Below are 25156 nucleotides of genomic sequence, written 5' to 3'. Positions count from 1 at the left end.
TGGAATGGTGCCCGTCCGCCCCGGGTTGCACAGTGCGGGACGTCCGACGAGAAGGAGTACGGAGTGGCGATGGAACTGGGACGGTACGGGATCTGGCACGGCGGCCAGCATTACGGCCCGGAGCTCGCGGCGGGACTGGAGCAGGCGGGGTACGGCACGCTGTGGCTGGGCAGCTCGCCGGAGGACGATCTGCGGGACGCCGAGGTGTTGCTGGCCGCAACGAGTTCGGTTGCCGTCGGCACCAGCATCGTCAACATGTGGAAGTCTCCGGCGGCCGACGTCGCGGCGTCGTACCACCGGTTGGAGGAGGAGCACCCGGGGCGGTTCCTGCTCGGCGTCGGCATTGGGCACCGGGAGGCCACCGGCGAGTACAAGTCGCCGTACCAGACGATCGTCGGATACCTCGACGAACTGGACGATGCGAAGGTGCCGACCGACCGGCGGGCGCTGGCCGCGCTCGGCCCGAAGGTGCTGCAGTTGTCCGGCGCACGGACAGCCGGGGCACTCCCCTACCTGACCACTCCGGAGCACACCCGGGAAGCGCGCCGCACGCTCGGCGGCGGGGTGCTGCTCGCCCCGGAGCAGATGGTCGTGCTGGAAACCGATCCGGAGATCGCCCGCGCTACGGCCCGTGACCGGCTGGCGCCGTACCTGCAGCTGAGCAACTACACGACCAACTTCAAGCGGCTCGGATTCACCGACGACGACTTCGCCGACGGCGGCAGCGACCGGCTCGTCGACGCGATGGTCCTGCACGGCTCCGCGGTCGAGGTCGCGGCCGGGCTGAAGGCCCATCTGGACGCCGGCGCGGACCACGTCGCGATCCAGCAACTGGGCCACGAAGGCATCGACCTGCTCCCTGGATACGAGGCGCTGGCAACCGTTCTCCAGTAGGCGCAGAAACAGCCTCTTGATTCCCGGCCAGAAGGGGGGAATATCAGCAGTAGGTGCACCACATCGGGGTGGTGCATGTTGGAGGTGTTCTCATGACTGAGCGACACGAGTTGCGTTGGGGCGGCCTTGCTGGATTGGCCTTCGTCGTCCTGGCACTCCTGGGCAGGTTCCTGCCCGGCAATCCACCGACCGTCGACGAATCGCAGGGCACGATCACGGCGTGGCTGAGCGACAACCGCGGCATGATCCTGACCAGCGCGCTGATGTGGGCCGCAGCGGGCGGGTTGGTGATCTGGTTCGCGTCCGCGTTCGCCGAGGCGATGCGCGAGCGCGACGAGCGCAGTGATGTGCACCTGGCGTTGCTCGCCGGTTCGGTGCTGGTGGGTGGAGCGATCTTCGTGAACGCCGCCATCACCGGTGCGACCGCCTTCGCCATCGACGGCCGGGACGCCGGGTTGACCATGGCGATGTACGAGCTCAGCGCGGTGATGACCACGATGATCGGCTTCGCCGCTACGCTGCCGTTGGCTGCGGCCGGCCTCGGCGTGCTGCGCACGCACCTGATGCCGAACTGGCTCGGCTATCTGGCGCTGCTGGCTGCAGTGGTGTCGTTCGCCGGTTCGTTCGGTGTGTTCGCCTCCGACGGCGCGTTCGTTGCCGGCGGCTTCCTGATGACCGGCATCCCGTTGCTGCTCTCGGCTGTGTGGATCGCCTGCGCCGGCGGCTACATGGTCCGCGAACACCTCCCAGAGGTAACAGCGGGCGAAGGCATCGTTCCGCAGACGTAGAGGAGGTCTAGCGCATCGTGAAGTCGGCGAAGTCGAAACCCGGCGACACGATGCACGACACCAGCACCGCCTCGTCACCCACGGGCCGGGCTGCCTGCCACGCGCCCGCAGGTATCACCACCTGCGGGCGCTGCCCGGCTCGCACGTCCGGCCCGAGGGTGACCGTCTGATCGTCGTACTCCAAGGTCAACGGCCCGCCCGAGTGCCACAGCCAGAGCTCGGTCGACCGTACCCGGTGCGATCGCGACTCCTCCCCCGGCGCGAGCAGGAAGTAGATCGCAGTCGCGCTGGCTCGAGTCCCGTCGTACCCCTCCGGCTCGAACTCGACCGGCGAACGCCAGGTCTCCCGGTACCACCCGCCCTCCGGATGCGGTTCGAGGTCGAGCAGTGCGGCCAATTCCGGCTTCTCCATGCACCGATTCTCCGGCAGAGTGCGGTCCATGACTGAGCTGCCCTCTGAGTACCACCGCCGCCTGCCGTACGGCGAACGCGTGTCGGCCGAACCGTTGCTCGGCTCCCCGTTCTTCCCGTTCGAGGGCGACCTGCAGGTGGTGCCGCTGGCCGATCCGGTGCTGCCCGAACCGCCACGACGCGGCGAGGACGGCGGTCAGCCGTGCCCGAAGTGTGCGGATCCGGACGGGAACGTGATCTGGCGCGACGAGCAGTGGTCACTGAAGGCGTTCGAGCCGACCGGCCTGCCGCTCGTGGCGATCCTCGAGCCGCGCGAGCACTACCGCCTCGACAACCTGCCACCTGAGCTGACCGCCACCCTCGGCTCGGTGATCCAGCGCGTCGCGAAAGCGATCCAGAGCATCGACAGCGTGGGCCGGACGCACTTCAACCGCTGGGGTGACGGCAGCGAGCACTTCCACCTGTGGTTCCTCGCCCGCCCTCTCGGCATGATGCAACTCCGCGGCGCGATGATCGCGGCCTGGGACGACATGCTCCCGAAGATCCCCGCCGACGAGTTCACCGCGAACATCCGCCTGGTCGCCGCCGCCCTCGCGGAGGACGGCGGCGAAGCCAGGGGATCAGCGAGAGCCGAGTGACCGCGCGACGATGATGTCGGTCTTGCGCACCGGCGGGCCGTCGACCGGTGCCGGGTCGTCGGGCGTCGGCGCGATACCGCCGGCCGCCACGCGGTCGAGCGTGGCGAGCCCGAGGCGGTCGACCGAACCGAAGACGGTGTAGTCCGGCCGCAGCCGCGAGTCCCCGAAGACCAGGAAGAACTGCGACCCGTTGGTGTTCGGGCCGGCGTTCGCCATCGCCAGCGTGCCGCGCGCGTACACCTTCCGCGTCCCGGTCGGGTCGTCCGGCCAGTTCGGCAGGTCGGTGGGCAGTTCGTCCTTGTACGAGTAGCCCGGCCCGCCTTCGCCCGTACCGCTCGGGTCACCGCACTGCAGCACCTTGAGCGTCGGGTACAGCGTGAGCCGGTGACAGGTGGTGAAGTCGTAGAACCTGCTCTTCGCCAGGTGCAGGAAGCTCTGCACCGTGCACGGCGCCTTCGCGCGGTCCAGCGACAGCAGCATCGGCCCCTGGGTGGTCGCGACGACGACCCTGACGATCCCCTTGTCCGGTGTGTGTTGCGGGTCGGGCGGTAGCGACACCGGACGGGCAGGCGGCTCGTCCGGCGTCACGGTGTAGCCGCAGGGTCCTTTGGTGCTCGGCGGCGTACCAGACGTACCAGGCGTACCGGCAGCGTCGGCCGGTGCTGTGGCGACCAGCAGAGCGGCCACTGTCAGCGCCGCGATCACGATGGTTCTCTTCATTGCGCGTTCCCTCCCGTTGCCACGGTGAAGATCCTCAGGTCACGATTCTTCGGCAGCGTGATGCTGACCGGCGTCTGCGTCAACGTCACAGGCGCCGTGGCAAAGATGTGCGTGGTGACGTTGTCCTTTCCACCGCCCGATTCGTTGCGGTACGGCGTGGTTGCGACGATCACGTTGCCGTAGTGCAGGGTGTCGCCGCCACCGCCCAGGGTCCAGTCACTGAAGGACAGGTCGAGCTGCGACGTCGTACCGTCCGCGTAGTTGAGCGTCGCGGTCGTCTCCTGGTTGCCGTTGACCGCACTGCCGATGAAAGACAGCTTCGTCGTACCGGCGGGCAGGTTCAGGTTGAGCAGCTGTCCGTCGGCCGGCACGTTGTCGGGGTCGCCGGCGGGTATGTCGGGCCACGTGAAGTTGAGGCCCTGGACAGTACCTGTGCCGCCTGCAGTCACACCGGCCGTAGCCAGCGCCTGACGTGAGTAGCTGACGCCGCCGCCGTCGTAGTCCGCCTCGGTGTGGTCGCTGCTGTCGTCTGAGATGCCCACGCCTTCACGTAGTACGAAGAACGAGTTCGGCTGACCTACAACCACAGTGAAACCGACCTGTGGCAAGGCGGTTCCGTCGGCTGCCTTCATCTGCACTGTGACGGGGTATCGGCCGTCCGGCGTACCGGCGGCGGCTGTGATCGTCACCGACGCGCTACCGACCTTGTCGACGTGGAATGTGCCGGTACTAGGTGTCGCAGTGAGACCAGCAGGTGTCGTCAGCGTGTAGCTGACGTCCTGCGCCGTCCCGCTCAGCCGGTGCGCCTGCAGCGCTATAGGTGCGCTGGTGGTGCCAGGAGCGATGACTACGCGGCTGGTGTCCGTAGAGGTCTGGAACGGGATCTCGCCGGTCCGCCACGACGGTGGTGCGTCCTTCGCGCCCCAGGTCTTGTTGGGCGTCGTACCGAGAGTGAAGTCCAACGTCCCACCACGCTGCACGAACGACTCCGGCAGCCAGGGCTTCGTGGAGGTCTTCCCATTCACCTTCAGGGACTGCACGTACTGCGCATCCGCACCCGGAGCGTTGATCCGGATGGTCTTGCCGTCGCGGTGGATCACAGCCCGCGGGAACAGCGGTGCGGCGACCTGGAGCTCCGCACGGCTCGGTACGTCCGGGTAGAGGCCGAGAGCGGTCCACACGTACCAGGACGACATAGCACCGAGGTCGTCGTTCCCCGGGATCCCGCCGGTGCTGGTGTTCCACAGCTGGTTCATTGCCTGCCGCAACGTCTCCTGCGTCTGGTACGGGCGTCCGGTGTAGTTGTAGATCCAGGGCGTGTTGATGGACGGCTCGTTGTCCATCTCGGCGTGGAGCTCACCCGCACCGGTCAGCGCCCAGGTCCCGTCCGGGTTCTTGAAGAACGCATCCAGCCGCTGGTTCACGGCGTTCGTACCGCCCATCGCATCGACCAGACCGGCCCGGTTGTGCGGCACCATCCAGCTGTACTGCGCACTACTCCCCTCAGCGAACCCGTCGTACGTCGAGGGCGTGAACGCGGGCCAGGCGCCGTTGTCGTCCCGGTTCTGGACGTAGCCGCCGTTAGCCGGGTTGAACACGTTCTGCCAGTACTGCGACCTGGTGAGGAACTTCTGGTACGTCGAGTTGTCGCCGGTCCCCTGAGCCAGCCGGAGTGCGAGCTGAGCCAGTGCGAAGTCGTCTGTCACGTCCTCGAGCGTTTCGACCGCACCGCCCCAGGCGTTGGACTTCGTGGGGATGTAGTGCAGTGCCAGGTACTTGTCCAGCGACGGTCGCTGGCCGATCGACATGACGGGCTTGCCGGCCGAGCTGAGGTCCTTCGCGGTCGGTACGGTCGCTGCCTTCACCAGCGAGCGCAGTGCGCCGCGGGCGTCGAAGTTCGTGCCGCCGAACGCGTAGATGCCGGCCACGGCTGGTGCGGACGGGTCGCCGGTCATCACCGCCGTACTGCCGGACGCGTGGGTCCACCGGTCCCAGATGCCGTCGTTCTGCGTGGCCTGGTTGAACAGCGACTGCGCGATATCTCCGGCCCGCTCGGGTTCGAGCAATGTAACTAGTTGCAGTTGCGACCGGTAGACGTCCCAGCCGGAGAACGTCGCGTACTGCGCTTGCTGTCCGCGCGACAGGTAGTGCGGTTTCTGGTCGAAACCCCAGTACTGCCGGTTGACGTCGCTGAACACGTTCGGGTGCAGCAGGGCGTGGTACAGCGCGGTGTAGAACGTGGTGCGCTGGTCCGTCGTACCGCCGGTGATCTCGATGCGGTCGAGCTGCTTTCGCCACGTCTGCTTGGCTTTCGCGGCCGTGACGGCGACCGACGTACCGCGCGGGTTCTCGGCGCGCAGGTTCGCCAGCGCGTTGGCGGTGCTCACGTAGGAGATGCCGATCCGCATCGTCACCTTGTCGCTGTCGAAGCCGACGTACCCACCGGATCCCTTGTTCGGCGGCATCCACCCGTCGGTGCCGTACGTCGTACCGCCACTCGCCTGAGTGCTTCCCGGGGAGACAGTGGTGTCGGTCCAGGTGCCCTGGTTCTTGAACGGCTGGTCGAACTCGGCGACGAAATGCAGCGTGTAGTAGCTGCGCTGGCCGACGCTTGCCAGGTAGCCGCAGAAGTTCCCACTCGTCACCGACCCGCTGACCGTGCGGTGCGCCGCGTCGATGCTGACCTGTGCGTCGCTGGACCCGACCTCGGAGTTCGACGTACGGAACATCAAGGTCTTGGCCTTGTCCGCCGGAAACGTGAACGCCGCCGACCCGGTCCGCGTCGTGGCAGCCAACTCAGCCGTCACACCGGAGTCGAGCCCGACCTTGTAGTACCCGGGTTTCGCGATCTCCTGAGCGTGGCTGTACGTCGACGCGTAGAGCTCGTCCTTCGCGTCACTCTGCGGCGAGCTCGTCACCTCACCCGCCAACGGGAAGACCGGGATGTCCCCCGACCCGCCAGCACAACCGGTCCCACTCATGTGCGTCAGGCTGAACCCACGAATCTTGCTCGCCGAGTACAAATACCCGCCCGGGGCGGCCGTCCGGTAAGCATTCCCCCGACTCGTCTCCGGACTGAACGAGAACATCCCGAAAGGCACGACGGCCCCCGGAAACACGTTCCCCGCATTCGACGTACCCACCAACGGATCCACCTGCTCAGTCGGATCCAAAGAACTACTCGTAATCCGGCTACTCCCGACAGCCTCCGGCGTACGCAGGCCAGCAGCCGCCGGATCGGGCGGCGTCGCCGTCGTCGGATGATCACTGGAGCCGGGCGGCGCCGGCGAGGGCAGAGCCTGAGTAGTAGGTGCCAGAGCTGCGATCAGGGCGCTGGCGAGCACAACAGACAGGGCGGAACGACGCATGGGCGGGACCAACCTTGGGCGGAGTGAGCTGGGCGGTGTGACATCGTTGTCAGCAACAAATACCCGGCTACAGAACGCACGTCAAGGACTACACGAAGTTCCGGAACCTCAGCTGTCCTTCGCCGGCCACGGGGAGTCGGCGGGGCGGAGGGTTTCGAAGCCGGGGCCGTTGAGGGCGGTCCAGGCGGCGAGGGCGCCCATGATGAGGATGGGGTTCTGGAGGTGGCCGGCGAGGGCGGCGCCGACGACGTCGATGAGGGGGGCCCAGACGGTTTCCATGTCGGCCTCCTCGTGCACCCTCTCGAACGACTCCGGAGCCGGTGACAGGTCGCGGGCCAGGAAGATCCGGACCGCCTCGTTCGTCAGGCCGGGTGAAGTGAACGCGTCGACCAAGATCCGCCAGTCGGCGGCCTTGGTCGCGGTCTCCTCCCACAGCTCACGCTCGGCGCCCAGGCGGTACTGCTCCCCCTGGACGTCGAGCAGCCCGGCCGGCGCCTCGAGCAGCTTGTAGCCGACCGGGTGCCGGTACTGACGTACGAGCAGCATCCGGTTGTTCTCGTCGAGCGCGACCACGCCGACGGCTCCGGGATGTACGACGACATCGCGGACGAACGACTCACCGCCGGACGGTTCGATGGTGTCCCGGCGTACCGAGATCACCCGGCCGGTCTCGTGCACGGTCTCCGAGGCGGAGACCGGCCAGCGCTCGGGCTGATCCGCCAGCCCGGCGCCGAACCGGAGCTCCGGGTAGTCCGTCATCGAGCCTTGACCGTCTCGGCCTTGGCCTTCTCAGCACCAGCCTTCTCAGCACCCGTCTTCTTGGCCACCGGCTTCGGGTCCTCGACCGGGAGCCGGGACTCGCGCTGCCGCTCGATGGCGGCCGCGACCAGCCCGGAGAACAGCGGGTGCGGCTTGGTCGGCCGCGACCGCAGCTCCGGGTGCGCCTGCGTGGCCACGAAGTACGGGTGCACGGAGCGGTCCAGCTCGATGAACTCGACCAGCTCGTTGTCCGGCGACAGCCCGCTGAACACCAGCCCGGCGGTCTCCAGCTTGTCCCGGTACGCGTTGTTGACCTCGTAGCGGTGCCGGTGCCGCTCCTGCACCGACGGGGCGCCGTACAGCGAGCGGACGATCGAGCCGTCGGCCAGGTTCGCCGGGTACAGACCGAGGCGCATCGTGCCGCCCAGGTCGCCGGTGCCGTCGACGATGTGCTTCTGCTCCTCCATCGTCGCGATCACCGGCTGCTCCGCGTCCGGGTCGAACTCGCTCGAGTTCGCCTGGTCGAGACCGGCCAGGTCACGGGCCACCTCGATCACCATGCACTGCAGGCCGAGGCACAGCCCGAGGATCGGGACGCCCTGCTCGCGGGCGTACCGGATCGCGCCGATCTTGCCCTCGATCCCGCGCACCCCGAACCCGCCCGGGATGCAGATCGCGTCGACGTCACCGAGCAGCCGGGCCGCGGCCTCGGGCGTGGCGCACTCGTCGGAGGCGATCCAGCGCAGGTTCACCCGGGCGTCGTTGTCGAACCCGCCCGCGCGCAGCGCCTCGGCGACCGACAGGTACGCGTCCGGCAGGTCGATGTACTTGCCGACGAGCGCGACCGTGACCTCGTCCTTCGGGTGGTGTACGACCCGCAGGAGCTCGTCCCAACGGGTCCAGTCGACGTCACGGAACTGCAGGTTCAGCCGGCGTACGACGTACGCGTCGAGGCCCTCGGCGTGCACAACCTTCGGGATGTCGTAGATCGACGGCGCGTCCACCGCGGCCACCACCGCCTCGACGTCGACGTCGCACATCAGCGAGATCTTGCGCTTCACGCTGTCCGGGATCGGCCGGTCGGCGCGGCAGACGATCGCGTCGGGCTGGATACCGATCGACCGCAGCGCAGCGACCGAGTGCTGGGTCGGCTTGGTCTTCAGCTCACCGCTGGGCGCCATGTACGGCACCAGCGAGATGTGCAGGAAGAACACGTTGTCGCGACCGACGTCGTGCCGGACCTGCCGGGCCGCCTCGAGGAACGGCAGCGACTCGATGTCACCGACGGTGCCGCCGATCTCGTGCAGGACGACGTCGACGTCCGGGCCCGCCATCGCGAGCATCCGTTCCTTGATCTCGTTCGTGATGTGCGGGATCACCTGGACGGTGTCGCCCAGGTACTCGCCGCGACGCTCCTTGGCGATCACGCTCGAGTAGATCTGCCCGGTGGTGACGTTCGCGACCTGGGAGAGGTCCCGATCGAGGAAACGCTCGTAGTGGCCGATGTCCAGGTCGGTCTCGGCGCCGTCGTTGGTGACGAACACCTCGCCGTGCTGGAACGGGTTCATGGTGCCGGGATCCACGTTGAGATACGGATCCAGCTTCTGCATCGTGACGCGGATGCCCCGTGCCGTCAGCAGACTGCCGAGGCTGGACGCTGTCAGTCCCTTACCGAGACTGGATGCCACGCCACCGGTGACGAATACGTGCTTGGTCTGCTGCGAATTGGAAGCCCTGTCCACGGGTCTCCAGCCTACCTCTTGTCAACCACCGGTCGCGACGAGACCCGCGTAGATGTCGAGCAGATTCTTCGCCACCGCGTCCTCGTCCATCCATCTGGACGCCAACTCCCGGCCGCGTGTCCGCATAGCGTTCGCGGTATCAGGCTCCGCCAGCACGGCCCGTACCCCGTCGGCCAGCCCGTCCGCGTCAGCGGGAAACGCCAGTACGGCGCTGTCCCCGACCAGCTCGGGTACGCCGCCGACCGCGGTAGCGACCACGGGTACGCCGACCTGCATCGCCTCCTGCAGTACGAGGGCGCGCGCCTCCCAGTGCGATGTGAGCAGAAACACATCGGCCGCACCGAGCAGATCGGCCACATCGTTGCGGTGCCCGAGCAGCCGGACCGGCAGCTGCTCCGCGTCGATCCGCGCCTGCAGGTTGTCCCGCAACGGTCCGTCACCGACGACCACGAACACCGCGTCCGGAGTCGACTCGTGTACACGAGAAGCGACGGACAGCAAGGTCGGGTAGTCCTTCTGCGGAGCCAGGCGTCCCACAGTGAGCACCATGGGCCGATCGCCGAGTCCGAGCTCCCGCCGTACGGCGGCGCGCCGTGCACGGATCCGTGGCATCGCCGGAGCGGCCACAGGTGCCAGCTGCGCGTTGCGGGCGCCGAGGCTCTTGGCCAGGTCCACCAGATCGGTGGAGGCCCCCAAGGTCAGGTCAGCGCCTCTGGCAACTAGCCGCTGTCCCATCCGCATCACGAGGCCTCGTGGGCCTGGCGCGATCACCGCGTTGTGCCAGGTGACGACCAGCGGGCGCAGCCGGGACCTGTCCCGTAGCGCGGTCATGCCGGCGCGGTAGCCGTGCGCGTGGATGACGTCGCAGTCACGCAGTCCGGCGGCCTGGGAGACGACAGTCGCCGGGGCGAAGTCGAAGTGCTCGGCCGTGCCCGGCGGAGCGCACACCACCACCTCGTGCCCCGCACTCACGAACCGCGGCACCAGCGAGGCAACGTGCTGCCCGATGCCGCCCCGCGACTCCGCGAGCAGCAGCCCGATCCTCATGGTTTCTCCCGTCGTACGAGTGCGCGAGCGTCCGCGCGATCCAATGCAAGCACGACCACCGCGTACACGACGACGGCGACCAGCCCGGAGAGGAGCGCGAATACCACTGCTTTACCCACTCCGCCATCTCCTGAAGGCAGTGCGACCGCCCAACCGGCCGCACCGGCCAGCACAGCGCCTGCCAGTGCTGTGAGGTGAGCGCGTGGTACGCCAGCAAGTACAGCTGGTCCTGCTTCGCGGCGCAGTACGAGGAGCAGCGTCACCGCGCCTACGACCATCCCTACGGACATCGCGGCGGCCAGCGACGGTACTGCGTCCCACTGAGCCGTGAGCACCACACCGGCTACAGCAACGAGTATCCAGGCCGCGGACGTCACCACGGCCACCTCACGTCCGGAGTGCCGTGCGTAGAGCACCCGGCCGACATGCATCAGTACGGCGAACCCGATAGCAGCTGGGGCGAACGCGAGGAGTCCGTTGGCCAGTGAGGTCGCCTTGGCCTCCTGCACCGCGCCGTCGTCGTACGCGAAGATCCTGGCGACCGGTACCGCCGTAGCGACGAGGAGTGCGGCACCGGCGCCGCCGGCCAGCATCACCGCGCGGGTGGACGCCGCGGCGTAGCGGTCGAAGCCCTCCCCTGCCTCGAACGCTGCTGCCAGACGCGGGAACACAGCTGTGGTGATCGGCACGGCCAGCACCGCGTACGGCAGGAGGTAGACCGCGTTGGCCCACGTGTACACGGCAATGCTGCCTGCTGCGCCACGGTGGTTGGCCAGGTACGTCGTGACGACGAAGGTGAGCTGTTGCGCGACCAGTACTGCCAGGCCGGCGAGTGCGAGCCTCCGCAGTACCGGTCCGACGCCTGGGTCCAGCCGGAGCGTCGGTCTGATCGGGAGGCGGAGCAGGAGCATCGGGACGAGCACTGTGAGGGCCAGTGCGAGGACACCGGCCGTAGTACCCCAGGCCAGTAGGTCAGTGGCGTCCTGCGAGGCCGAGTCCGCGTCAGGTGCCGTGGCGGCGAACAGGAAGTAGGTGCCGACGACCACCAGGCTCGAGATCAGCGGCGCCCACGCACCGGCAGCGAAACGCTTGTGGGACTGGAGAACCGCGGTCGCGACCACTGCCACGGCGTACCCGAAGACCTGCGGCACGAAGATCGCCAGCATCCGGGTCGCGGTCGCTGTGGAGCTCGCGCAGTCGGCGCCGGGGTCGAGCATCGCGTCGGTGTACTGCCCCGCCAGAACCCAGGCCAGTAAGGCGACCGGGGCCAGCAGCACGAACGACCAGGACAGCAACGCCCCGATGATCCGCCCCTGCGCCGCCCGGTCGCCACGGGCGACGGGCCCGGCCAGCACGGGAATGACCGCGCCTGCCAGCGCCCCGCCGGCCACCACTTCGAAGAGAATGTTGGGCAGCTGATTGGCCGTCGTGTACGCCTCAGCCAAACAGCCCGCGCCGACAGTTTTCGAGAACACCAACCATCGGCCGAAGCCGACAACCCGCGCCAGAACCGTGACGGCCGCAACAACCAGGGCCGCGCGGGCGAGCCTGCTCACCTGGGCCGACGGCCCCACTGGTCGATCTTGTCGAGGACCGGGGTGTCGGCGATGACCTTGGTGAAGCTGACCTTCTCGCTGGCCAGGTTGAGGCCGACGACGGCCGCCAGCACGAGCGTCTTCAACGGACGCGGGAGCGACGCGGCGAGCGCCGTACCGGTGATCGCGCCCAGGCCGTTCGCGCCGCAGTCGCCCAGCATCGAACGCTCACCGAGGTCGGACGGGGCGGACGCGGCGGCGGCGCCGACGACGGCACCGGCCGGACCGTTCACCACGGCCAGCGGTGCGTTCAGGGCGGTCACGGCCTTGAGCGCGCGGCCCGGCCGCAGGTCGAGGAGGTTGGTGAGGTTCGCCGTACCGGCGATCAAGGCGCCGTCGGCAACGACTCCGGCGACGGCCTTCACCCCGCGCGACTTCCGCGGCAGCAACGCGGCGGCCGCGAGACCGGCCGCGCCGACGCCGAGGATCTTCACCGCGCCGCTCGTCACCTCGCCGCGCTTCAACGCGCTCAGATGACCGCGGAAACCCTTCGCCTGCGTGGTTCCGCGCAGGTCGTCGTACGCACCGACCGCGCCCGACACCGTGCCGGCCACCAGCGCGGCCACCTTCACCTTGCCACTGCCGCGGGACGCCGCGACGCCGGCCAGCGCACCGAGCACCGCGACCGGACCTTCGAGCAGCGTCACCGACTCGCCGCGGTGATTGGTCCGCTCGAACGGCTCCCGCGTCTCCTTCGGCAGCTTCTCCGCCGCACGCTCGAGCCCGGCAGTAGCGGCTGCCGCGATGGCGGCGCTCAGAATTCCCACGTCAGTTGTCCTTCGTCTGTACGGCCGACGGCGCGACGCCGTTCTTCGCGTTGATCGCGCCGTACTGCCCCGCCTTGCCCTCCGCCTGCTCGACCAGCGAGAAGACGACTGTCGCCTGTCCGGCGGGGATGTCGGCCACGTCCACCGAAGAAACGATCTTGGTGGCCTCGGAGTCACTCCGCAAGGCCTTGAGAAGTCCGCCGTCGCCCGCGGTCACCGGCGTGCCCGCGACCACGACACCGCTGCTCCCGGTGTCCAGGCCCTCGAGGAAGTCGACACTGTCGTTGTACGTCGAGTTGTCCGGCAGCGGCGTCGGCGGCTTCGCCGCGATCACCAGGACCAGCGTCGCCCGGTCCTTGATCTGCGACGGCTTCAGCGACAGCAGCTTCGCGCCGGTCATCCCGCTGATCACCTTGGTCGAGTCCGCGTCGCCGGTCTTGCCGTCCTCCTTGGCCGCGATCCCGCGCGCCAGCAGCAGCCCGGCCCGCTGGTACGTCGTACTGTCCGTCGGGATCTGCATGTCCGCGGTGACCAGCTGGTTGACCAGCGACTCGACCAGCTGCCGCTGACCGGTGTCGAACAGCTTCGCGTCCAGCGCGACCTTCGTGGTGACGACGGCGCCGGCCTTCTCCACCTCGTCCTGCACGCTGTTGGTCAGGTCGTTGTCCGCGCTCGGCATCGTGACGATCGCGACCTTCTTGTTCGTCAGCTTGCCGGCGGTCATCCCGGCGGTCACCTTGGCAACATAGTCGTCGCGGTACTTGTCGAGCGCCTTCACCTGCACCAGTTCGGCGCGGGCGTCGGCCAGCTGCTGACGGTCCTTCTCGGCCTGGCTCGCGACGAAGTCCTTGCCGGTGCTCTTCAGCGGTCCGGCGCCGAGCACCACCCCGGCGCCCAGGGCGAAGAAGATCGCCACGATCGAGACGATGTGGTAGCGAAAGTCGATCACGTGAAAAGCTCCCGGATCCAATAGACGAAGTCGCCCCAGCGCGCCCGCAGGATCGACCAGACGACGTCGTCGGCCCCGATGGCGACCATCGCCACCCCGACCGCGAACAGGCCGGCCACCATCAAGGCGACCACCTGGAACGTCGAGACCCGGCTGCGGTACAGCCGGGAGACGCCCTTGGCGTCGACCAGCTTGGCACCGACCCGCAACCGGGTGATGAACGTGCTCGCCATGCCGGGGCGCCCCTTGTCGAGGAACTCCACCAGCGAGTTGTGGGTGCCGACCGCGACGATCAGCGAGGCACCCTTGGAGTCGGCCAGCAGCATCGCGATGTCCTCGCTGGTGCCAGTGGCCGGAAACTCGATCGATTCCACGCCGAGCCGCTCGAGCCGCTCGGCCCCGGGCGCGCGACCGTCGCGGTACGCGTGCACGACCACCTCGGCGCCGCACTTCAGCGTCTCGTCCTTCACGGAGTCCATGTCGCCGAGGATCAGGTCCGGGACGAACCCGTTCTCGACCAGCGCGTCCGCACCGCCGTCGACACCGATCAGCACCGGCCGGTACTCGCGGATGTAGGGCTTCAGCGCGACCAGGTCCTCGCGGTAGTCGTACCCGCGGACCACGATCAGGACGTGCTTGCCCTCCATCGGCGTGTGGATCGCCGGTACGCCGACGCCGTCGAGCAGCAAGTCCTTCTCACGACGCAGGTACTCGAGCGTGTTCGCGGTGAACGCCTCGAGCTGGGTGGACAGCCCGGCGCGGGCGTCGTCCATCAGCTCCGCGACCGACTTGCTGTCCTGGGACATGCCCTTCGCGACCGCCTCGTGGCCGCGGTACAGCGTGCCGTCGTCGAGCCGGACCTGCTCGCCCTCGTGCAGGATCGAGAAGACCTCGCGGCCGACGCCGTCGACGAGCGGGATCCCGGCCTCGACGAGGATCTCCGGCCCGAGGTTCGGATACCGCCCGCTGATCGAGTCGGCGACGTTCACCACCGCGGCGACCCGGCAGTCGGCGAGGGCCTCGGCGCTCACCCGGTCCAGGTCGACGTGGTCGATGACCGCGATCTCACCCGGCTTGAGCCGTTTGGTGAGATTCTTGGTACGTCGATCCAGCCGGACCACGCCGGTGACGCCGGGCAGTTCAGTAGGTCGTGCTCTCCGCAGGCTGGGCAGTTTCATCGCACCCTCATCCTGCCATGTCAAGAGCCCCTTCCCGGGCCATTTACCCGGCCCAGCCCTTGTTCACGCACCGAATTAACGGTGACTATGTGTGTTTCGGGGCATCAAATCATCCTTTGGAACGAGTCTTCCGGCGCGGTTTGTGCCGTTCGGCGGCCAGTGCGAGGAGTTCCTCGGCGTGCGCCTGCGCGGCGTCGGAGTTCTCCAGGCCGGCCATCATCCGGGAGAGTTCCTTCAGCCGGGCGTCGTCGTCGAGAGCGACCAGGCCGCTGGTGGTGACCGATCCGTCGTCGCTCTTCAGGACGACGGCATGACGGTCCGCGAACGCGGCGACCTGCGGCAGGTGCGTCACCACGATCACCTGGGCCTTCTCCGCCAGCCGGGCCAGCCGCTTGCCGACCTCGACCGCCGCGCGGCCGCCGATCCCGGCGTCGATCTCGTCGAACACCAACGTGGGCACGGGATGCGTGTCCGACAGGATCACCTCGAGCGCGAGCATCACCCGGGACAACTCACCTCCGGACGCCGCCTTCTGCAGTGGGCGCGCCGGGCTTCCCGGGTTCGCCGCGAAGCAGAACTCGACCTCGTCGATGCCGAACGGGCCGGCCGTCGTCTCGTGCACCTCGACGGTCAGCTTCGCGTGCGGCATCGCCAGCCCGGTCAGCTCCTCGGACACCGCGACGCCGAGCCGTGCGGCCGCCTCGACCCGGGCTTCCCGCATCTGCTGACCGAGGTCCGCGAGTTTCGCGTCCAGCTCGGCCAGCTCGGCCGTCAACTGCTCGACCCGCTCGTCGCTGCCGTCGAGCTCGGCCAGCCTCTCTGCCGACCGCTTCGTCCATTCGATGACCTCGTCCACGGTGCCCTGCTCAGCGCCGTACTTGCGAACCAGGTTGGTGAGCAGCGAACGTCGCTCGCTCACCACAGCCAGCCGCGCCGGATCGGTGTCGACATCGGCGGCGTACGACGAGAGCTCCTGAGCCAGATCAGCCGCCAGGTACCCGAGTTCGCCCGCACGATCGGCCAGCTCGGCGAGCTTCGCGTCGTGCTCGCGCTCGCCGTCGAGGACCTGTTTCGTCAACGCCAGCAGGCCGAGTACGTCGTTCGGCCGGGTGGAATCGAGGTCCTCCGAGGCCAGCGCATCCGCCGCGTTCGTGGCCGCCGTACGCAGACCGTCCGCATACGCGAGGCGATCCTCCTCGGCGGCGAGCTCGGTGTCCTCGCCGGACAACGGCTCGGCTTTCGCGACCTCGTTCAAACCGAACCGCAGCAGATCCGCCTCGGCGAGACGATCACGCTCGCGGGTGGTCAGCTCGGTCAGCTCGGCGTCGACCTCACGGTGCCGCTTGTACGCTGCGGCGTACTCCTGCAGCGGCACCAGAACCGGCTTGCCCGCAAAGGTGTCCAGCGTTTCGCGCTGCCGCGCCGGCTGCAGCAGCCGCCACTGATCCGCCTGCCCGTGGATCGCGACGAGATCCCCGGAGATCTCACCCAGCACGGACACCGGAACGGACGCGCCGCCGAGGAACGCCCGCGAACGACCCTCCGACGACAGCTCGCGCGCGATCAGCAGCTCGTCGTCGTCCAGCTCGCCGCCACGGTCCTCGGCCTGCTGCACGATCGCCCGCGGTACGTTACTCGCGCGACCCTCCACCCGCGCCCGGCGCGTCCCGTGCCGCACCAGGCCGCTGTCGGCACGGCCGCCGAGCAGCATGTTCACCCCGGTCACAACCATCGTCTTGCCGGCACCGGTCTCACCCGTGACGGCGGTGAAGCCCGGGTCGAGGTCCAACGTCGCGTCCTCGATCACGCCCAGCCCAGTGATGCGGATCTCCGAAAGCATTGTCAGTTCTCCTGTTGGCCGTTGCCGTTGCCGTTGCGTTTGCGCTCGGCGGCTCCACGCCAGCCGAGCACCGGGAGGTCGAACTTCGCCACCAGCCGGTCGGTGAACGGCGCCTCGTGGGCCCGGGCCAGCCGGACCGGCGTCGAACCCCGCCGTACCTGGATCTCGGCGCCGGGCGGCACCTCGACCATCCGCCGGCCGTCGCACCACAACACGCCGCGCCCGTGCCAGGACGGGACCAGCTCGATCGACAGCCGCGACGTCGGCGCCACCACGATCGGCCGCGAGAACAACGCGTGCGCGCTCAGCGGCACCATCAGGATCGCCTCGACCTCGGGCCAGACGATCGGTCCGCCGGCGGAGAAGGAGTACGCCGTACTGCCGGTCGGCGTGGCCACCACGACACCGTCACAGCCGTAGCGCGACAGCGGGCGGTCGTCGACCTCGACCAGCACCTCGAGCATCTTCTCCCGGGCGGCCTTCTCGACACTCGCCTCGTTCAGCGCCCAGGTCTCGAAGATCAGGTCGTCGTCCAGCCGGACGTCGACGGCCAGCGTCATCCGCTCCTCGACCGTGTAGCTGCGGTCCACCACCACCTGGACGATCCGCTCCAGGTCGTCGACCTCGGCCTCGGCCAGGAACCCGACATGGCCCAGATTCACCCCGAGCACCGGCGTACCGTGCGGGCGGGCGAGCTCGGCGCCGCGCAGGATCGAGCCGTCGCCGCCGAGCACCATGATCAGCTCGACGTCGTTCGCCGCCTTCTCCGGGTCGTCGACGATCTCCACCGGGTCGAGCTTGAGCTCCTCGGCCTCACCGCCGAGCAGCCGGACCTGCATCCCGGCGTCGGTCAGCAGCCGGTGCGCGTCACGGGCAACCTCGACCGCCTGCTCCCGGCCGGTGTGCGTCACCAGCAGCACGCGCCTCGGCTCGTGCTCAGCCACCCTGCCTCCTTATTGCGGTCCGCTCTCGATCGCCGTTTGGAGCATCGTCTCATCGAGGGCCGGTGCTTCCCGGCGTATCCACAGGAAGTATTCGACATTTCCTGACGGTCCAGGTAACGGGCTGGCCGCGACGCCTTCGATTCCCCAGCCCAGGTCGTGCGCCTTGGCGGCGACATTCCGGACCGCCTCAGCCCGCAGCTCGGGGTCCCGGACCACGCCGCCCTTGCCCAGCCGTTCCTTGCCGACCTCGAACTGCGGCTTCACCATCAGCACCAGCTCGCCGTCCGGCTTCACCACCCCGAGCAGCGCCGGCAGCACCAGCGTGAGGCTGATGAAACTCAGGTCGCTGACCACGAGATCAACCGGTTCATCACCGATGTCCTCGAGCGTCAGCGTCCGGACGTTGGTCCGGTCCATCACCGTGACCCGCTCGTCGGTCTGCAACGCCCACACCAGCTGGCCGTACCCGACATCGACGGCGATCACGTGCGCGGCCTCGTTGCGCAGCAGTACGTCGGTGAATCCGCCGGTGGACGCACCGGCGTCGAGCGTACGGCGGCCCTTGACCTGGACAGCCGGGAACGCTTCGAGGGCGCCGATCAGCTTGTGCGCGCCGCGGCTCGCGTAGCCGGGGTCCTCGTGCTCGGACGTGTCGACGACGATCGGGGCATCCGCACCGACCCCGGTCGCGGGCTTACCGGCCACGGTCCCGGAAACCTTCACCTTGCCGGCCGCGATCAGTTCGCTCGCGTGCTCACGGGAGCGCGCGAGCCCACGCCGTACCAGCTCGGCATCGAGCCGCGACCGCTTGACTCCCTTGGCCACTCGGCTCTTCCGCTAGTTCCGGTCGCCCTGCTCGGCGTCGGCCTCGACCAAGGCGGTCTGCAGCCGCTCGTGCAGGTCGGCATACACCTCACCGTGCTCACTCACCGGCTTCTCCCGCAACTCATCCAGCCGAGCCATCGTCTCCTCAACCAACGGATGCCCACCTTCTTCATCGGTGGACTGGCTCACCTGGTCTTCGGCCTCGTACGCCGGGTCCTCGGCGGACTCGGCCACGAAGGAGTGTTCGTGCTCCTGGCCCGGGGCGCGCGCGAACTCCGGGCCGAACTCGACCGCTGCCGGATCGAGGTGCTCCACCGACTCCTGCGCCGCGTCCTGGGCCGTGTCCTGGGCGCCGGGCTCGGTGTCGTAGTCGGGGTGCGACTGCGTCTCCTCGGACTGATACGGGTCGAAGCCTGGTTCGACGTCCGGGTCCATGTCCGGAGGGAGCTGCTCGCCGGGATGCTCGGTCATGTCAGGCCTTCTTCGCCGGAGCCTTCTTGGCCGCCTTCTTCGCAACAGCCTTCTTCGCGGGCGCAGCCTTCTTCGCCGGCGCGCTCTTCTTGGCAGCCGCCTTCTTCGCAGGAGCCTTCTTCGCCGCCTTCTTGGCAGGCGCCGGAACGTCCTCGACCACGGTGGCCTCGACCACCTCGTCCACGGCCGGCTCAGCCGCAGCCGCCTGCGCCTCGGCGAGCTCGGTCTCGAGCGCCCTCACCCGACGGGTCAGCGCCGCGACCTCCTCGGAGCGGACGAACCCGAGCCGCGCCACAGCGCCCTCGACCTCGTTCGACACGATCGCCTGCAGCAGCTGACGATTGCTCTTGCTGGTGGCAACGATCTCGTCGGCCAGGTCACTCGCCCTGGTCGTCAGCGCGTCCGCCCCGGTCTGCTGCAGCAACGCCTTCGCAGCCGCCTGGGCCTTCTGCTTGGTGACCTCGGTCAACCCGTTCGCCAGTTGTACGTAGCCGCGCAGTGCGTCCATCACCATGACTGCCTCCTCGCATCGTCCCCAGCAACGGTATCGCCTCGCCGCCCCAACACCACCCCGCCCCCGGTGCCCCTGCGCGCAAACCCTCCAACTCGGTGGGCATCCACTCAGCTGCAGGGTTGCCCCCTGAGATTCTCAGTGGGCAACCCTGCAGCTCAGGGGGCTAGTTTTCGAGCCCGATGCGGTGCAGGGCGGCGTCGAGGGCGATCTCGTCCGCCGTTGGCGCGGGCTTGGGGCGGGGGCGGCGGCCGCGGGCAGTGGCCTTGGCGGGTTTCGTGGGTTCGGCGGGGGCATCGACGGCAGCCCAGACCGCGGACAGGATCGCGCGCAATCCGTCATACGGCGCTCCCTCGCCCTTCACCGTGACCGCGTTGTTCACGACCTCGGCGGTCCACCCGGCCGATGTGTGCTTCGAGCCGTTGACGGTCACGCCGGGCTGCTTCTCGGCCAGCGCCCCAAGTCCTGCGGCGATGTACGTCGGACGCTGGTGCTTGGGCGCCCGCGCCAGGTCGTACGCGTCGTTCACGCCGGTCGCGACCCACAGACTCGCGATCCCGACCGCGTTCGCACCCTCGATGTCGGAGTCGAGCCGGTCCCCGATCATCAACGGACGCTTGGCTTCCAGCCGTTCGATGCTCGTCTCCAGCAGCGGCGGCTCGGGTTTCCCGGCAACGACCGGGTCCACGTCGACCGCGGCCCGGATCGCCTGCACCAGCGTGCCGTTCCCCGGCGCCTTGCCGGCGGCGGTGGGGATCGTCAGGTCGAGGTTGGTCGCGAACCATTTCGCGCCCTCGTGGATCGCGTGCGCGCCGTCGGCGAGCATCACCCAGTTCACGTCCGGGTGGAAGCCCTGGACGACGGCGACCGGCCGCGCGTCGCTGGTCCGCACCGGCGTCAGCCCATACTCCTCGAGCGCGACGATCAGCCCTTCGCCGCCGACCACGAGCACCGGAGACCCCTTCGGGAACTCACTCGCGATCAGCTTCGCCGCCGCCTGCGCCGACGTCACCACGTCCTCGGCGATCACGTCCAGCCCGAACGACGCGAGGTGCTCGGCAACGATCCCGGCCGGCCTGCTCGCGTTGTTCGTGATGTACCCGATCCGCATGCCTTCCTTGGCGGCCTTGCGGAGGTTCTCCGGCGCGTCCGGGACCGGATCCGGCCCGACGTACACGACGCCGTCGAGGTCCAGCAGCGCCACGTCGTACCGGGTCGCGAGCGGTTCGTCACACGCCGAGAGCGGCTCCGGCGCTGTGCGTTCCGCGCTCACGCTTCACCCCGTACGATTCCGCGCATGCTGGATCCTCGGGGGGTGCTGAGACTCGACCCACTGCGTGCCTGGCGGTTCGTGGCGGGCAAGGTCAGCGCGCTCGGCGCCGTCACCTCACCGCCGTACGACGTGCTGGAACCCGCCATCGTCCGGCGGCTGACTGACTCTGATCTGCACAACATGGTGAGGCTCATCCTTCCACGCGATCCTGACCTCGGCCGCGGCCGGTACGACGAACCCGCGCACCGGCTCGCCGGGTGGCAGCGGGACGGTGTGGTGGTGCAGGACGGGCGGCCCGCGTTGTACGTGTACGAGCAGCGCCTGGGGAGCGCCTTACTGTGCGGACTGGTCGGTTCACTGCGACTGGACCCGACACGGCAAGTGGTGCTCCCGCACGAGGAGGTCATGCCGCATTGGGTCGACGACCGGCTGCAGCTGATGGAGGCAACGGACGCCGACCTGGAGCCGATTCTGCTCGCGTACGCCGACGGTGGCGTGGCGAGTGATGCTGTGGACGCGGCACGGTCCGGTGAGCCGTGGGTGGAGGCCGAGACGTACAACGGCGCCGAACACCGCATCTGGCGGATCGACGACCCAGAGGTACTGGCGACGATCGAGCTGGAGCTGGCCAAACACGAGGCGGTCATCGCGGACGGTCATCACCGGTATGCGGCGTACCTGGAGCGTCAGCTGCGCGAGCCGTACCGGCCGACCGCAGAGGCCGGTCTGGCGATGCTGGTCGACTACATCCGGCACCCGTTGACGCTGGACCCGATCCACCGCGTCGTACCGGGTCTGGACCTGATGACTGTGCAGTCACGGACGCCGGCCGGCTGGCAGATGCAGCCTGGTCGGGTGGAGGGCGACCCGGACCGCATCTCGGTGACGGACGGTTCCAGCTGGCTGACTCTGCACACTGATTCCGAGGCGCCCACCGTTGCGTTGCTGCACGAGGTGCTGTTTCCGGCGTGGGGTGTGGTCGACGAAGACCTCAGCTTCCATCACACGTTTTCGGACGCGCTGGCGTTGGCTGGCCCTCAGCAGCTCGCTGTGGAGCTCGCAGCGCCCCGGATGGACCAGGTACTGCGTTCAGCCGCGCAAGGCGTCGTACTGCCGCAGAAGGCCACGTCGTTCGGCCCGAAGCCGCGGGTAGGGCTGCTGTTCCGGACCCTCTGAGTCAGGGGCGGTGGTACAGCGCGAGGAACTGCTCCCGGAGAGGCCTGCGGGCGGCCCGGTGGCGCTCTGTGAGCCGTCCGAGCGTGAACGAGAGCTCTGGGTCGTCTTGAGCTGCTGCGTCGACAGCCATGGCAGTCAGGGCGTCAGCCGCGGCGCAGTGGTCCTGGTGCTGCCCCAGGAGCTCTTGGTACGTCGCTGCGTGCGCTGCGGTCGTCCGTGCTTCGTCACCGAGTACAGCGGCGCTGGTGTCGGCGGCGTAGCGGACTCGCTTCGCCAGCAGCCGTACCTCGTGCCAGTCGTCGTCTGAGGTCCAGGGCTTGAGCTTGTCCGCAGCCTGTGTGAACTTCTCGGTGGCGGACCGGAGGAGCTGCGGTAGGACCTCGCTGCAGCGCTTTTCTGCCTTGGCGTTGAGGTCGGGGGCTGCTGCTACGGCATCGATGGTGATGAGGAGGGCCTTGGTGGACTCCCCCAGGACCACCTCGGCGGAGCGGGCCGCGGCGCGTTCCAGGCCGAGGGTGAGCGTGGAGAGGATCGTGTCGACGTGTTCCGGGTTGTCCTCGCTGTTGGCGGTTTCGCGGACGAGCGCCGCGATCACCTCGAGATCCCGGGCCTCGCCGCAGGCTTGCGCGAGTGCAGCCAGGTCGGCGCGCAGCTCGGTCGCCCAGTCGCCGGCCAGCAGTTTGCGGAACAGCTTCAGATCGCTCCGCAACCGCCGGCACGACACCCGTACCTGGTGGATGGCGTCGTCCTCGCCCTTCTCCACCATCCCAACAGACTTCTCGAGCCGCCGCGCGCCCTTGGCCAGCGCGGTCCCCACCAGCACGCCAACCGCCTGGTCGCCCGCCGCCGCGCCCGCACCCTCCACGCCCTACTCCTCGCCGCCCTTGGACTCCCCGCCCGTCAACTCCCCAACACCCTCAGACCCCTCGTCGTCCTCAGAGTCGTCTTCGTCCTCGTCGTCCAGGTCCTCGTCGGTGTCCACCTCGTCAACGTCGTCAACGTCGGCGTCGTCGTCAGCGTCGGTGTCGTCCGCCTCGTCGGTGTCCAGGTCCGCGTCCTCGTCGTCCGCGTCCGTGGTTGCGTCGGTGTCCTCGTCCTCGAAGTACTCGTCGTCCACAACTGTGTCGTCTTCGTCGAGGTCGGTGAACTCGAGGCCTTCGAGCTCCGCAGCCCGCTCGGCCGCACCCGTCACCCCGTCACCGTCGACGCCGGCCGCCCGGTGGAACCAGACGAGTGCATCATCGGTCCGCCCAGCCTCCGCCAGCGCATCGGCGTACGCATACCGCAGCCGCGGCAACCACTCAGCCCGCGTCCGCTTGGTCAGCTCCGGCACCTCGAGCATCTGGACCGCCGCCGCAGTCTGACCCTTGTCACGCCGCGCCCCAGCCGCCACGATCAGCAGCTCGACCTGCGTCGCCTCAGACACGTCATGAACGTGCTTGTCCTTGGTCAGCGCCAACGCCTTGTCCGGCCGCCCGAGCGCCCGCTCACAGTCGGCCATCATCGCGATGACCTCGTGGTTACCCGTCATCCGCCGTACGGCACGGAACTCGGTGAGCGCCTCGTCGTAGTGCTCAGCCAGGTACGCCGTGATCGCCACAGCCTCCCGCACACCGCCAAGCCGAGCCGCCAACCGCCGCGCGGTCCGGGCGTGCTGGTACGCGAGCTCCGGGTCGTCGTCGAGGAACCGCCCCGACGCCACCAGATGCTGCGCCACCAGGTCCGCCAACGTCCGTGGCAAGGACCGCAGCTCAGCCTTCACCCCACGATCGAGCTCAGCACCCGTGATCCCTTCCGGAATCTTCGGGTCATCGCGCCGCGGCCCGACCTTCTCCTCACGATCCTCCCGACGAGGCCCGCCCCGCCGCTCATCCCGGCCACCGGACCCACGCCGCTCGTCCCGTCCGCCGGACCCACGCCGCTCGTCCCGCGCCTCGAACCCGCCGCGCTCGTCCCGACCTCCGGACCGCCCACGCGAGTCGCCCCGCTCATCCCGCCGAAAAGCACCGCGCTCTCCCCGCCCAGGCCCACCGGCCCGAGCAGGCCCACGCCCCCGAGAGTCCCCAGCCCCCCGCCGGGAATCCCCACGCTCGTCACGCCCGCCATCCGCACGCTCATCACGCCGGTACCCACCACCGCTAGCACCACCGCGGTCATCACGCCGGTAACCACCACGATCATCACGTCCGCGATCGTCACGACCGCCGTCGGCACGGTCATCACGCCGATACCCGCCGCGCTCACCACCACGCTCATCGCGGCGGTACCCACCACGGCTATCACCGCCGCGGTCGTCCCGACGGAACCCACCGCGATCGTCACCGCCACGGTCATCACGCCGGTATCCACCGCGGTCGTCGCCTCCGCGATCGTCGCGTCGGTACCCGCTGCGGTCGTCGCGGCCGCGGTCGTCACGTCCGCCGCGGTCGTCTCGCCGGGAGCCGGCTACGCCGCGTCCCGCGCCAGGCCCGCGTCCCGAACCGCCCCGATCGTCACGCCGGTACCCACCAGAGCGATCGTCCCGGTCACCCTGGCCGGACATCTGCCCACGGAACGGATCCCGCGCAGACTTGTCATCACCCCGAGAACCGACAAACCCCCGCCTGTTCTCGGACGAACTCTCATCCCGATCCCGGTACGACGAACCGCCCGAGCCACCCGAACGCCCACCGGCAATCCCGCCCCGCCGACTCGGCGCCCCACCGCTACGACCCGCAGAACCTCCGCGACTACCGCCACCAGCACCGGAACCGCCACGACCCGCACCAGAACCAGAGCCAGTACCAGAACGACCAGCCCCGGAGCCGGACCATGTAGATCCAGACCCCGAACGACCGCCGCCCGACCCCGACCGACCTGCGCCAGAGCCGCCACGGCCGGCACCCGAGCCCGGACGACCAGATGAGCCTGAGCGACCAGACGAGTTCGAACGACCGGAGTCTGAACGTCCACCCCCGGACCCGCCTGAGCGGCCGCCGCCTCCGGACGAACCGCGACGGTCCCCTGAACCGGACCGAGGATTGCGAGGTGGCGTCGCCACGGTGACTCCTAACGATGCTGAAGAGCAGTAATCGGACAAACGTTACCGCGCCGGCAGCGGGAGGTGACGTCCTGGTCGGCAGCCGCCGACCCTCCACAAATGCTAAGGGCCACCCCTAGTGGGGTGGCCCTTAACAGTGTGAATGTCCGGCGGCGTCCTACTCTCCCACGACCTCCCGGTCGCAGTACCATCGGCGCTGGCGGGCTTAACTTCCAGGTTC

General features: G+C 68.8%; 23 protein-coding genes and 1 rRNA gene. 4 read left to right on the top strand and 20 right to left on the bottom strand.

From position 1 onward, the window contains the following. The first annotated feature begins 69 nt into the window (after window positions 1-69). Window positions 70-894: an LLM class F420-dependent oxidoreductase gene (locus ACLJOO_RS37735; RefSeq protein ID WP_410792526.1), complete on the top strand. Its 825-nt coding sequence runs from the start codon at window positions 70-72 to the stop codon at window positions 892-894. Between the two features lie 92 nt (window positions 895-986). After that, window positions 987-1682: a DUF4386 family protein gene (locus tag ACLJOO_RS37730; protein ID WP_410792524.1), complete on the top strand. Its 696-nt coding sequence runs from the start codon at window positions 987-989 to the stop codon at window positions 1680-1682. A gap of 7 nt (window positions 1683-1689) precedes the next feature. Here the strand turns inward: ACLJOO_RS37730 and ACLJOO_RS37725 are convergent, their stop codons facing one another. Beyond that, window positions 1690-2094 carry a cupin domain-containing protein gene (locus ACLJOO_RS37725; protein ID WP_410792522.1) on the bottom strand — a complete coding sequence of 135 codons (405 nt, stop codon included), beginning with the start codon at window positions 2092-2094 and terminating at the stop codon, window positions 1690-1692. A gap of 28 nt (window positions 2095-2122) precedes the next feature. Here ACLJOO_RS37725 and ACLJOO_RS37720 point away from each other — a divergent pair, with 28 nt between their 5' ends. Then, window positions 2123-2731 carry a hypothetical protein gene (locus ACLJOO_RS37720; RefSeq protein ID WP_410792521.1) on the top strand — a complete coding sequence of 203 codons (609 nt, stop codon included), beginning with the start codon at window positions 2123-2125 and terminating at the stop codon, window positions 2729-2731. Here ACLJOO_RS37720 and ACLJOO_RS37715 read toward each other — a convergent pair. From ACLJOO_RS37715 to ACLJOO_RS37645, 15 genes are all read right to left on the bottom strand, one after another. Continuing rightward, window positions 2714-3451 carry a peptidylprolyl isomerase gene (locus tag ACLJOO_RS37715; RefSeq protein ID WP_410792520.1) on the bottom strand — a complete coding sequence of 246 codons (738 nt, stop codon included), beginning with the start codon at window positions 3449-3451 and terminating at the stop codon, window positions 2714-2716. The genes ACLJOO_RS37720 and ACLJOO_RS37715 overlap by 18 nt on opposite strands. After that, a complete protein-coding gene (locus ACLJOO_RS37710) occupies window positions 3448-6819 on the bottom strand; it encodes a GH92 family glycosyl hydrolase (protein WP_410792518.1) in 3372 nt (1123 codons plus the stop codon). The genes ACLJOO_RS37715 and ACLJOO_RS37710 overlap by 4 nt, the downstream gene beginning before the upstream one ends. A 108-nt stretch (window positions 6820-6927) precedes the next feature. Next, on the bottom strand, window positions 6928-7578 hold the full coding sequence (locus ACLJOO_RS37705; RefSeq protein ID WP_410792517.1) for an NUDIX domain-containing protein: 651 nt from the start codon (window positions 7576-7578) through the stop codon (window positions 6928-6930). Then, the gene (locus tag ACLJOO_RS37700) at window positions 7575-9320 is read right to left on the bottom strand and encodes a CTP synthase (protein WP_410792516.1); all 1746 of its coding nucleotides are present in this window, start codon (window positions 9318-9320) and stop codon (window positions 7575-7577) included. The genes ACLJOO_RS37705 and ACLJOO_RS37700 overlap by 4 nt, the downstream gene beginning before the upstream one ends. Before the next feature lie 21 nt (window positions 9321-9341). Then, on the bottom strand, window positions 9342-10367 hold the full coding sequence (locus ACLJOO_RS37695; protein WP_410792514.1) for a glycosyltransferase family 4 protein: 1026 nt from the start codon (window positions 10365-10367) through the stop codon (window positions 9342-9344). Beyond that, on the bottom strand, window positions 10364-11941 hold the full coding sequence (gene murJ / locus ACLJOO_RS37690; RefSeq protein WP_410792513.1) for a murein biosynthesis integral membrane protein MurJ: 1578 nt from the start codon (window positions 11939-11941) through the stop codon (window positions 10364-10366). Before murJ ends, ACLJOO_RS37695 begins: the two co-directional genes overlap by 4 nt. Beyond that, window positions 11920-12729 carry a hypothetical protein gene (locus ACLJOO_RS37685; RefSeq protein ID WP_410792511.1) on the bottom strand — a complete coding sequence of 270 codons (810 nt, stop codon included), beginning with the start codon at window positions 12727-12729 and terminating at the stop codon, window positions 11920-11922. The genes murJ and ACLJOO_RS37685 overlap by 22 nt, the downstream gene beginning before the upstream one ends. A 1-nt stretch (window position 12730) precedes the next feature. Next, window positions 12731-13678: a copper transporter gene (locus ACLJOO_RS37680; protein ID WP_410792509.1), complete on the bottom strand. Its 948-nt coding sequence runs from the start codon at window positions 13676-13678 to the stop codon at window positions 12731-12733. Further along, on the bottom strand, window positions 13675-14856 hold the full coding sequence (gene steA, locus ACLJOO_RS37675) for a putative cytokinetic ring protein SteA (protein ID WP_410792507.1): 1182 nt from the start codon (window positions 14854-14856) through the stop codon (window positions 13675-13677). The genes ACLJOO_RS37680 and steA overlap by 4 nt, the downstream gene beginning before the upstream one ends. Before the next feature lie 109 nt (window positions 14857-14965). Then, entirely contained in the window at window positions 14966-16696 is a 1731-nt protein-coding gene (recN, locus tag ACLJOO_RS37670) for a DNA repair protein RecN (RefSeq protein ID WP_410792506.1), read from the bottom strand. 2 nt (window positions 16697-16698) lie between these two features. Beyond that, window positions 16699-17640 carry an NAD kinase gene (locus ACLJOO_RS37665; protein ID WP_410792504.1) on the bottom strand — a complete coding sequence of 314 codons (942 nt, stop codon included), beginning with the start codon at window positions 17638-17640 and terminating at the stop codon, window positions 16699-16701. Between the two features lie 9 nt (window positions 17641-17649). After that, window positions 17650-18465 carry a TlyA family RNA methyltransferase gene (locus ACLJOO_RS37660; protein WP_410792502.1) on the bottom strand — a complete coding sequence of 272 codons (816 nt, stop codon included), beginning with the start codon at window positions 18463-18465 and terminating at the stop codon, window positions 17650-17652. Between the two features lie 12 nt (window positions 18466-18477). Beyond that, the gene (locus ACLJOO_RS37655; RefSeq protein ID WP_410792500.1) at window positions 18478-18936 is read right to left on the bottom strand and encodes a hypothetical protein; all 459 of its coding nucleotides are present in this window, start codon (window positions 18934-18936) and stop codon (window positions 18478-18480) included. A 1-nt stretch (window position 18937) separates the two neighbouring features. Beyond that, window positions 18938-19450, bottom strand: coding sequence for a polyhydroxyalkanoate synthesis protein PhaF (locus ACLJOO_RS37650; protein ID WP_410792498.1), 513 nt, complete (start codon window positions 19448-19450; stop codon window positions 18938-18940). A 163-nt stretch (window positions 19451-19613) separates the two neighbouring features. Beyond that, complete coding sequence (locus ACLJOO_RS37645) at window positions 19614-20720, bottom strand: HAD-IIA family hydrolase (RefSeq protein ID WP_410792496.1); 1107 nt, start codon at window positions 20718-20720, stop codon at window positions 19614-19616. A gap of 24 nt (window positions 20721-20744) precedes the next feature. Between ACLJOO_RS37645 and ACLJOO_RS37640 the strand changes: the two genes are divergently transcribed. Further along, window positions 20745-21896 carry a DUF1015 family protein gene (locus tag ACLJOO_RS37640; protein ID WP_410792494.1) on the top strand — a complete coding sequence of 384 codons (1152 nt, stop codon included), beginning with the start codon at window positions 20745-20747 and terminating at the stop codon, window positions 21894-21896. Window position 21897: 1 nt separating this feature from the next. Here the strand turns inward: ACLJOO_RS37640 and ACLJOO_RS37635 are convergent, their stop codons facing one another. The 4 genes from ACLJOO_RS37635 to rrf form a co-directional block, all read right to left on the bottom strand. Continuing rightward, entirely contained in the window at window positions 21898-22761 is an 864-nt protein-coding gene (locus tag ACLJOO_RS37635; RefSeq protein WP_410792492.1) for a CHAD domain-containing protein, read from the bottom strand. Between the two features lie 3 nt (window positions 22762-22764). Further along, window positions 22765-23658 (bottom strand): hypothetical protein, encoded by an 894-nt coding sequence (locus ACLJOO_RS37630; RefSeq protein WP_410792490.1) that lies wholly within the window; start codon window positions 23656-23658, stop codon window positions 22765-22767. Further along, window positions 23655-24311 (bottom strand): hypothetical protein, encoded by a 657-nt coding sequence (locus tag ACLJOO_RS37625; protein WP_410792488.1) that lies wholly within the window; start codon window positions 24309-24311, stop codon window positions 23655-23657. Before ACLJOO_RS37625 ends, ACLJOO_RS37630 begins: the two co-directional genes overlap by 4 nt. Window positions 24312-25080: 769 nt before the next feature. Further along, window positions 25081-25156 (bottom strand): 5S ribosomal RNA (rrf, locus tag ACLJOO_RS37620); the annotation flags it as partial.

The sequence above is a fragment of the Kribbella sp. C-35 genome, assembly GCF_046549195.1.
Taxonomy (GTDB): Bacteria; Actinomycetota; Actinomycetes; order Propionibacteriales; family Kribbellaceae; genus Kribbella.
The sequence above is the reverse complement of the archived record's forward strand: the minus strand, read 5'-3'. Positions and strand labels throughout refer to the sequence as shown.

What these genes read in the sequence shown, in the direction of transcription:
- ACLJOO_RS37735 (WP_410792526.1), top strand. Translation starts at nt 70, where the DNA reads ATGGAACTGGGACGGTACGGGATCTGGCACGGCGGCCAGCATTACGGC.
- ACLJOO_RS37705 (WP_410792517.1), bottom strand. Translation starts at nt 7,578, where the DNA reads ATGACGGACTACCCGGAGCTCCGGTTCGGCGCCGGGCTGGCGGATCAG.
- ACLJOO_RS37720 (WP_410792521.1), top strand. Translation starts at nt 2,123, where the DNA reads ATGACTGAGCTGCCCTCTGAGTACCACCGCCGCCTGCCGTACGGCGAA.
- steA (WP_410792507.1), bottom strand. Translation starts at nt 14,856, where the DNA reads ATGAAACTGCCCAGCCTGCGGAGAGCACGACCTACTGAACTGCCCGGC.
- ACLJOO_RS37715 (WP_410792520.1), bottom strand. Translation starts at nt 3,451, where the DNA reads ATGAAGAGAACCATCGTGATCGCGGCGCTGACAGTGGCCGCTCTGCTG.
- ACLJOO_RS37730 (WP_410792524.1), top strand. Translation starts at nt 987, where the DNA reads ATGACTGAGCGACACGAGTTGCGTTGGGGCGGCCTTGCTGGATTGGCC.
- ACLJOO_RS37640 (WP_410792494.1), top strand. Translation starts at nt 20,745, where the DNA reads ATGCTGGATCCTCGGGGGGTGCTGAGACTCGACCCACTGCGTGCCTGG.
- recN (WP_410792506.1), bottom strand. Translation starts at nt 16,696, where the DNA reads ATGCTTTCGGAGATCCGCATCACTGGGCTGGGCGTGATCGAGGACGCG.
- ACLJOO_RS37650 (WP_410792498.1), bottom strand. Translation starts at nt 19,450, where the DNA reads ATGGTGATGGACGCACTGCGCGGCTACGTACAACTGGCGAACGGGTTG.
- ACLJOO_RS37655 (WP_410792500.1), bottom strand. Translation starts at nt 18,936, where the DNA reads ATGACCGAGCATCCCGGCGAGCAGCTCCCTCCGGACATGGACCCGGAC.
- ACLJOO_RS37710 (WP_410792518.1), bottom strand. Translation starts at nt 6,819, where the DNA reads ATGCGTCGTTCCGCCCTGTCTGTTGTGCTCGCCAGCGCCCTGATCGCA.
- ACLJOO_RS37725 (WP_410792522.1), bottom strand. Translation starts at nt 2,094, where the DNA reads ATGGAGAAGCCGGAATTGGCCGCACTGCTCGACCTCGAACCGCATCCG.
- ACLJOO_RS37695 (WP_410792514.1), bottom strand. Translation starts at nt 10,367, where the DNA reads ATGAGGATCGGGCTGCTGCTCGCGGAGTCGCGGGGCGGCATCGGGCAG.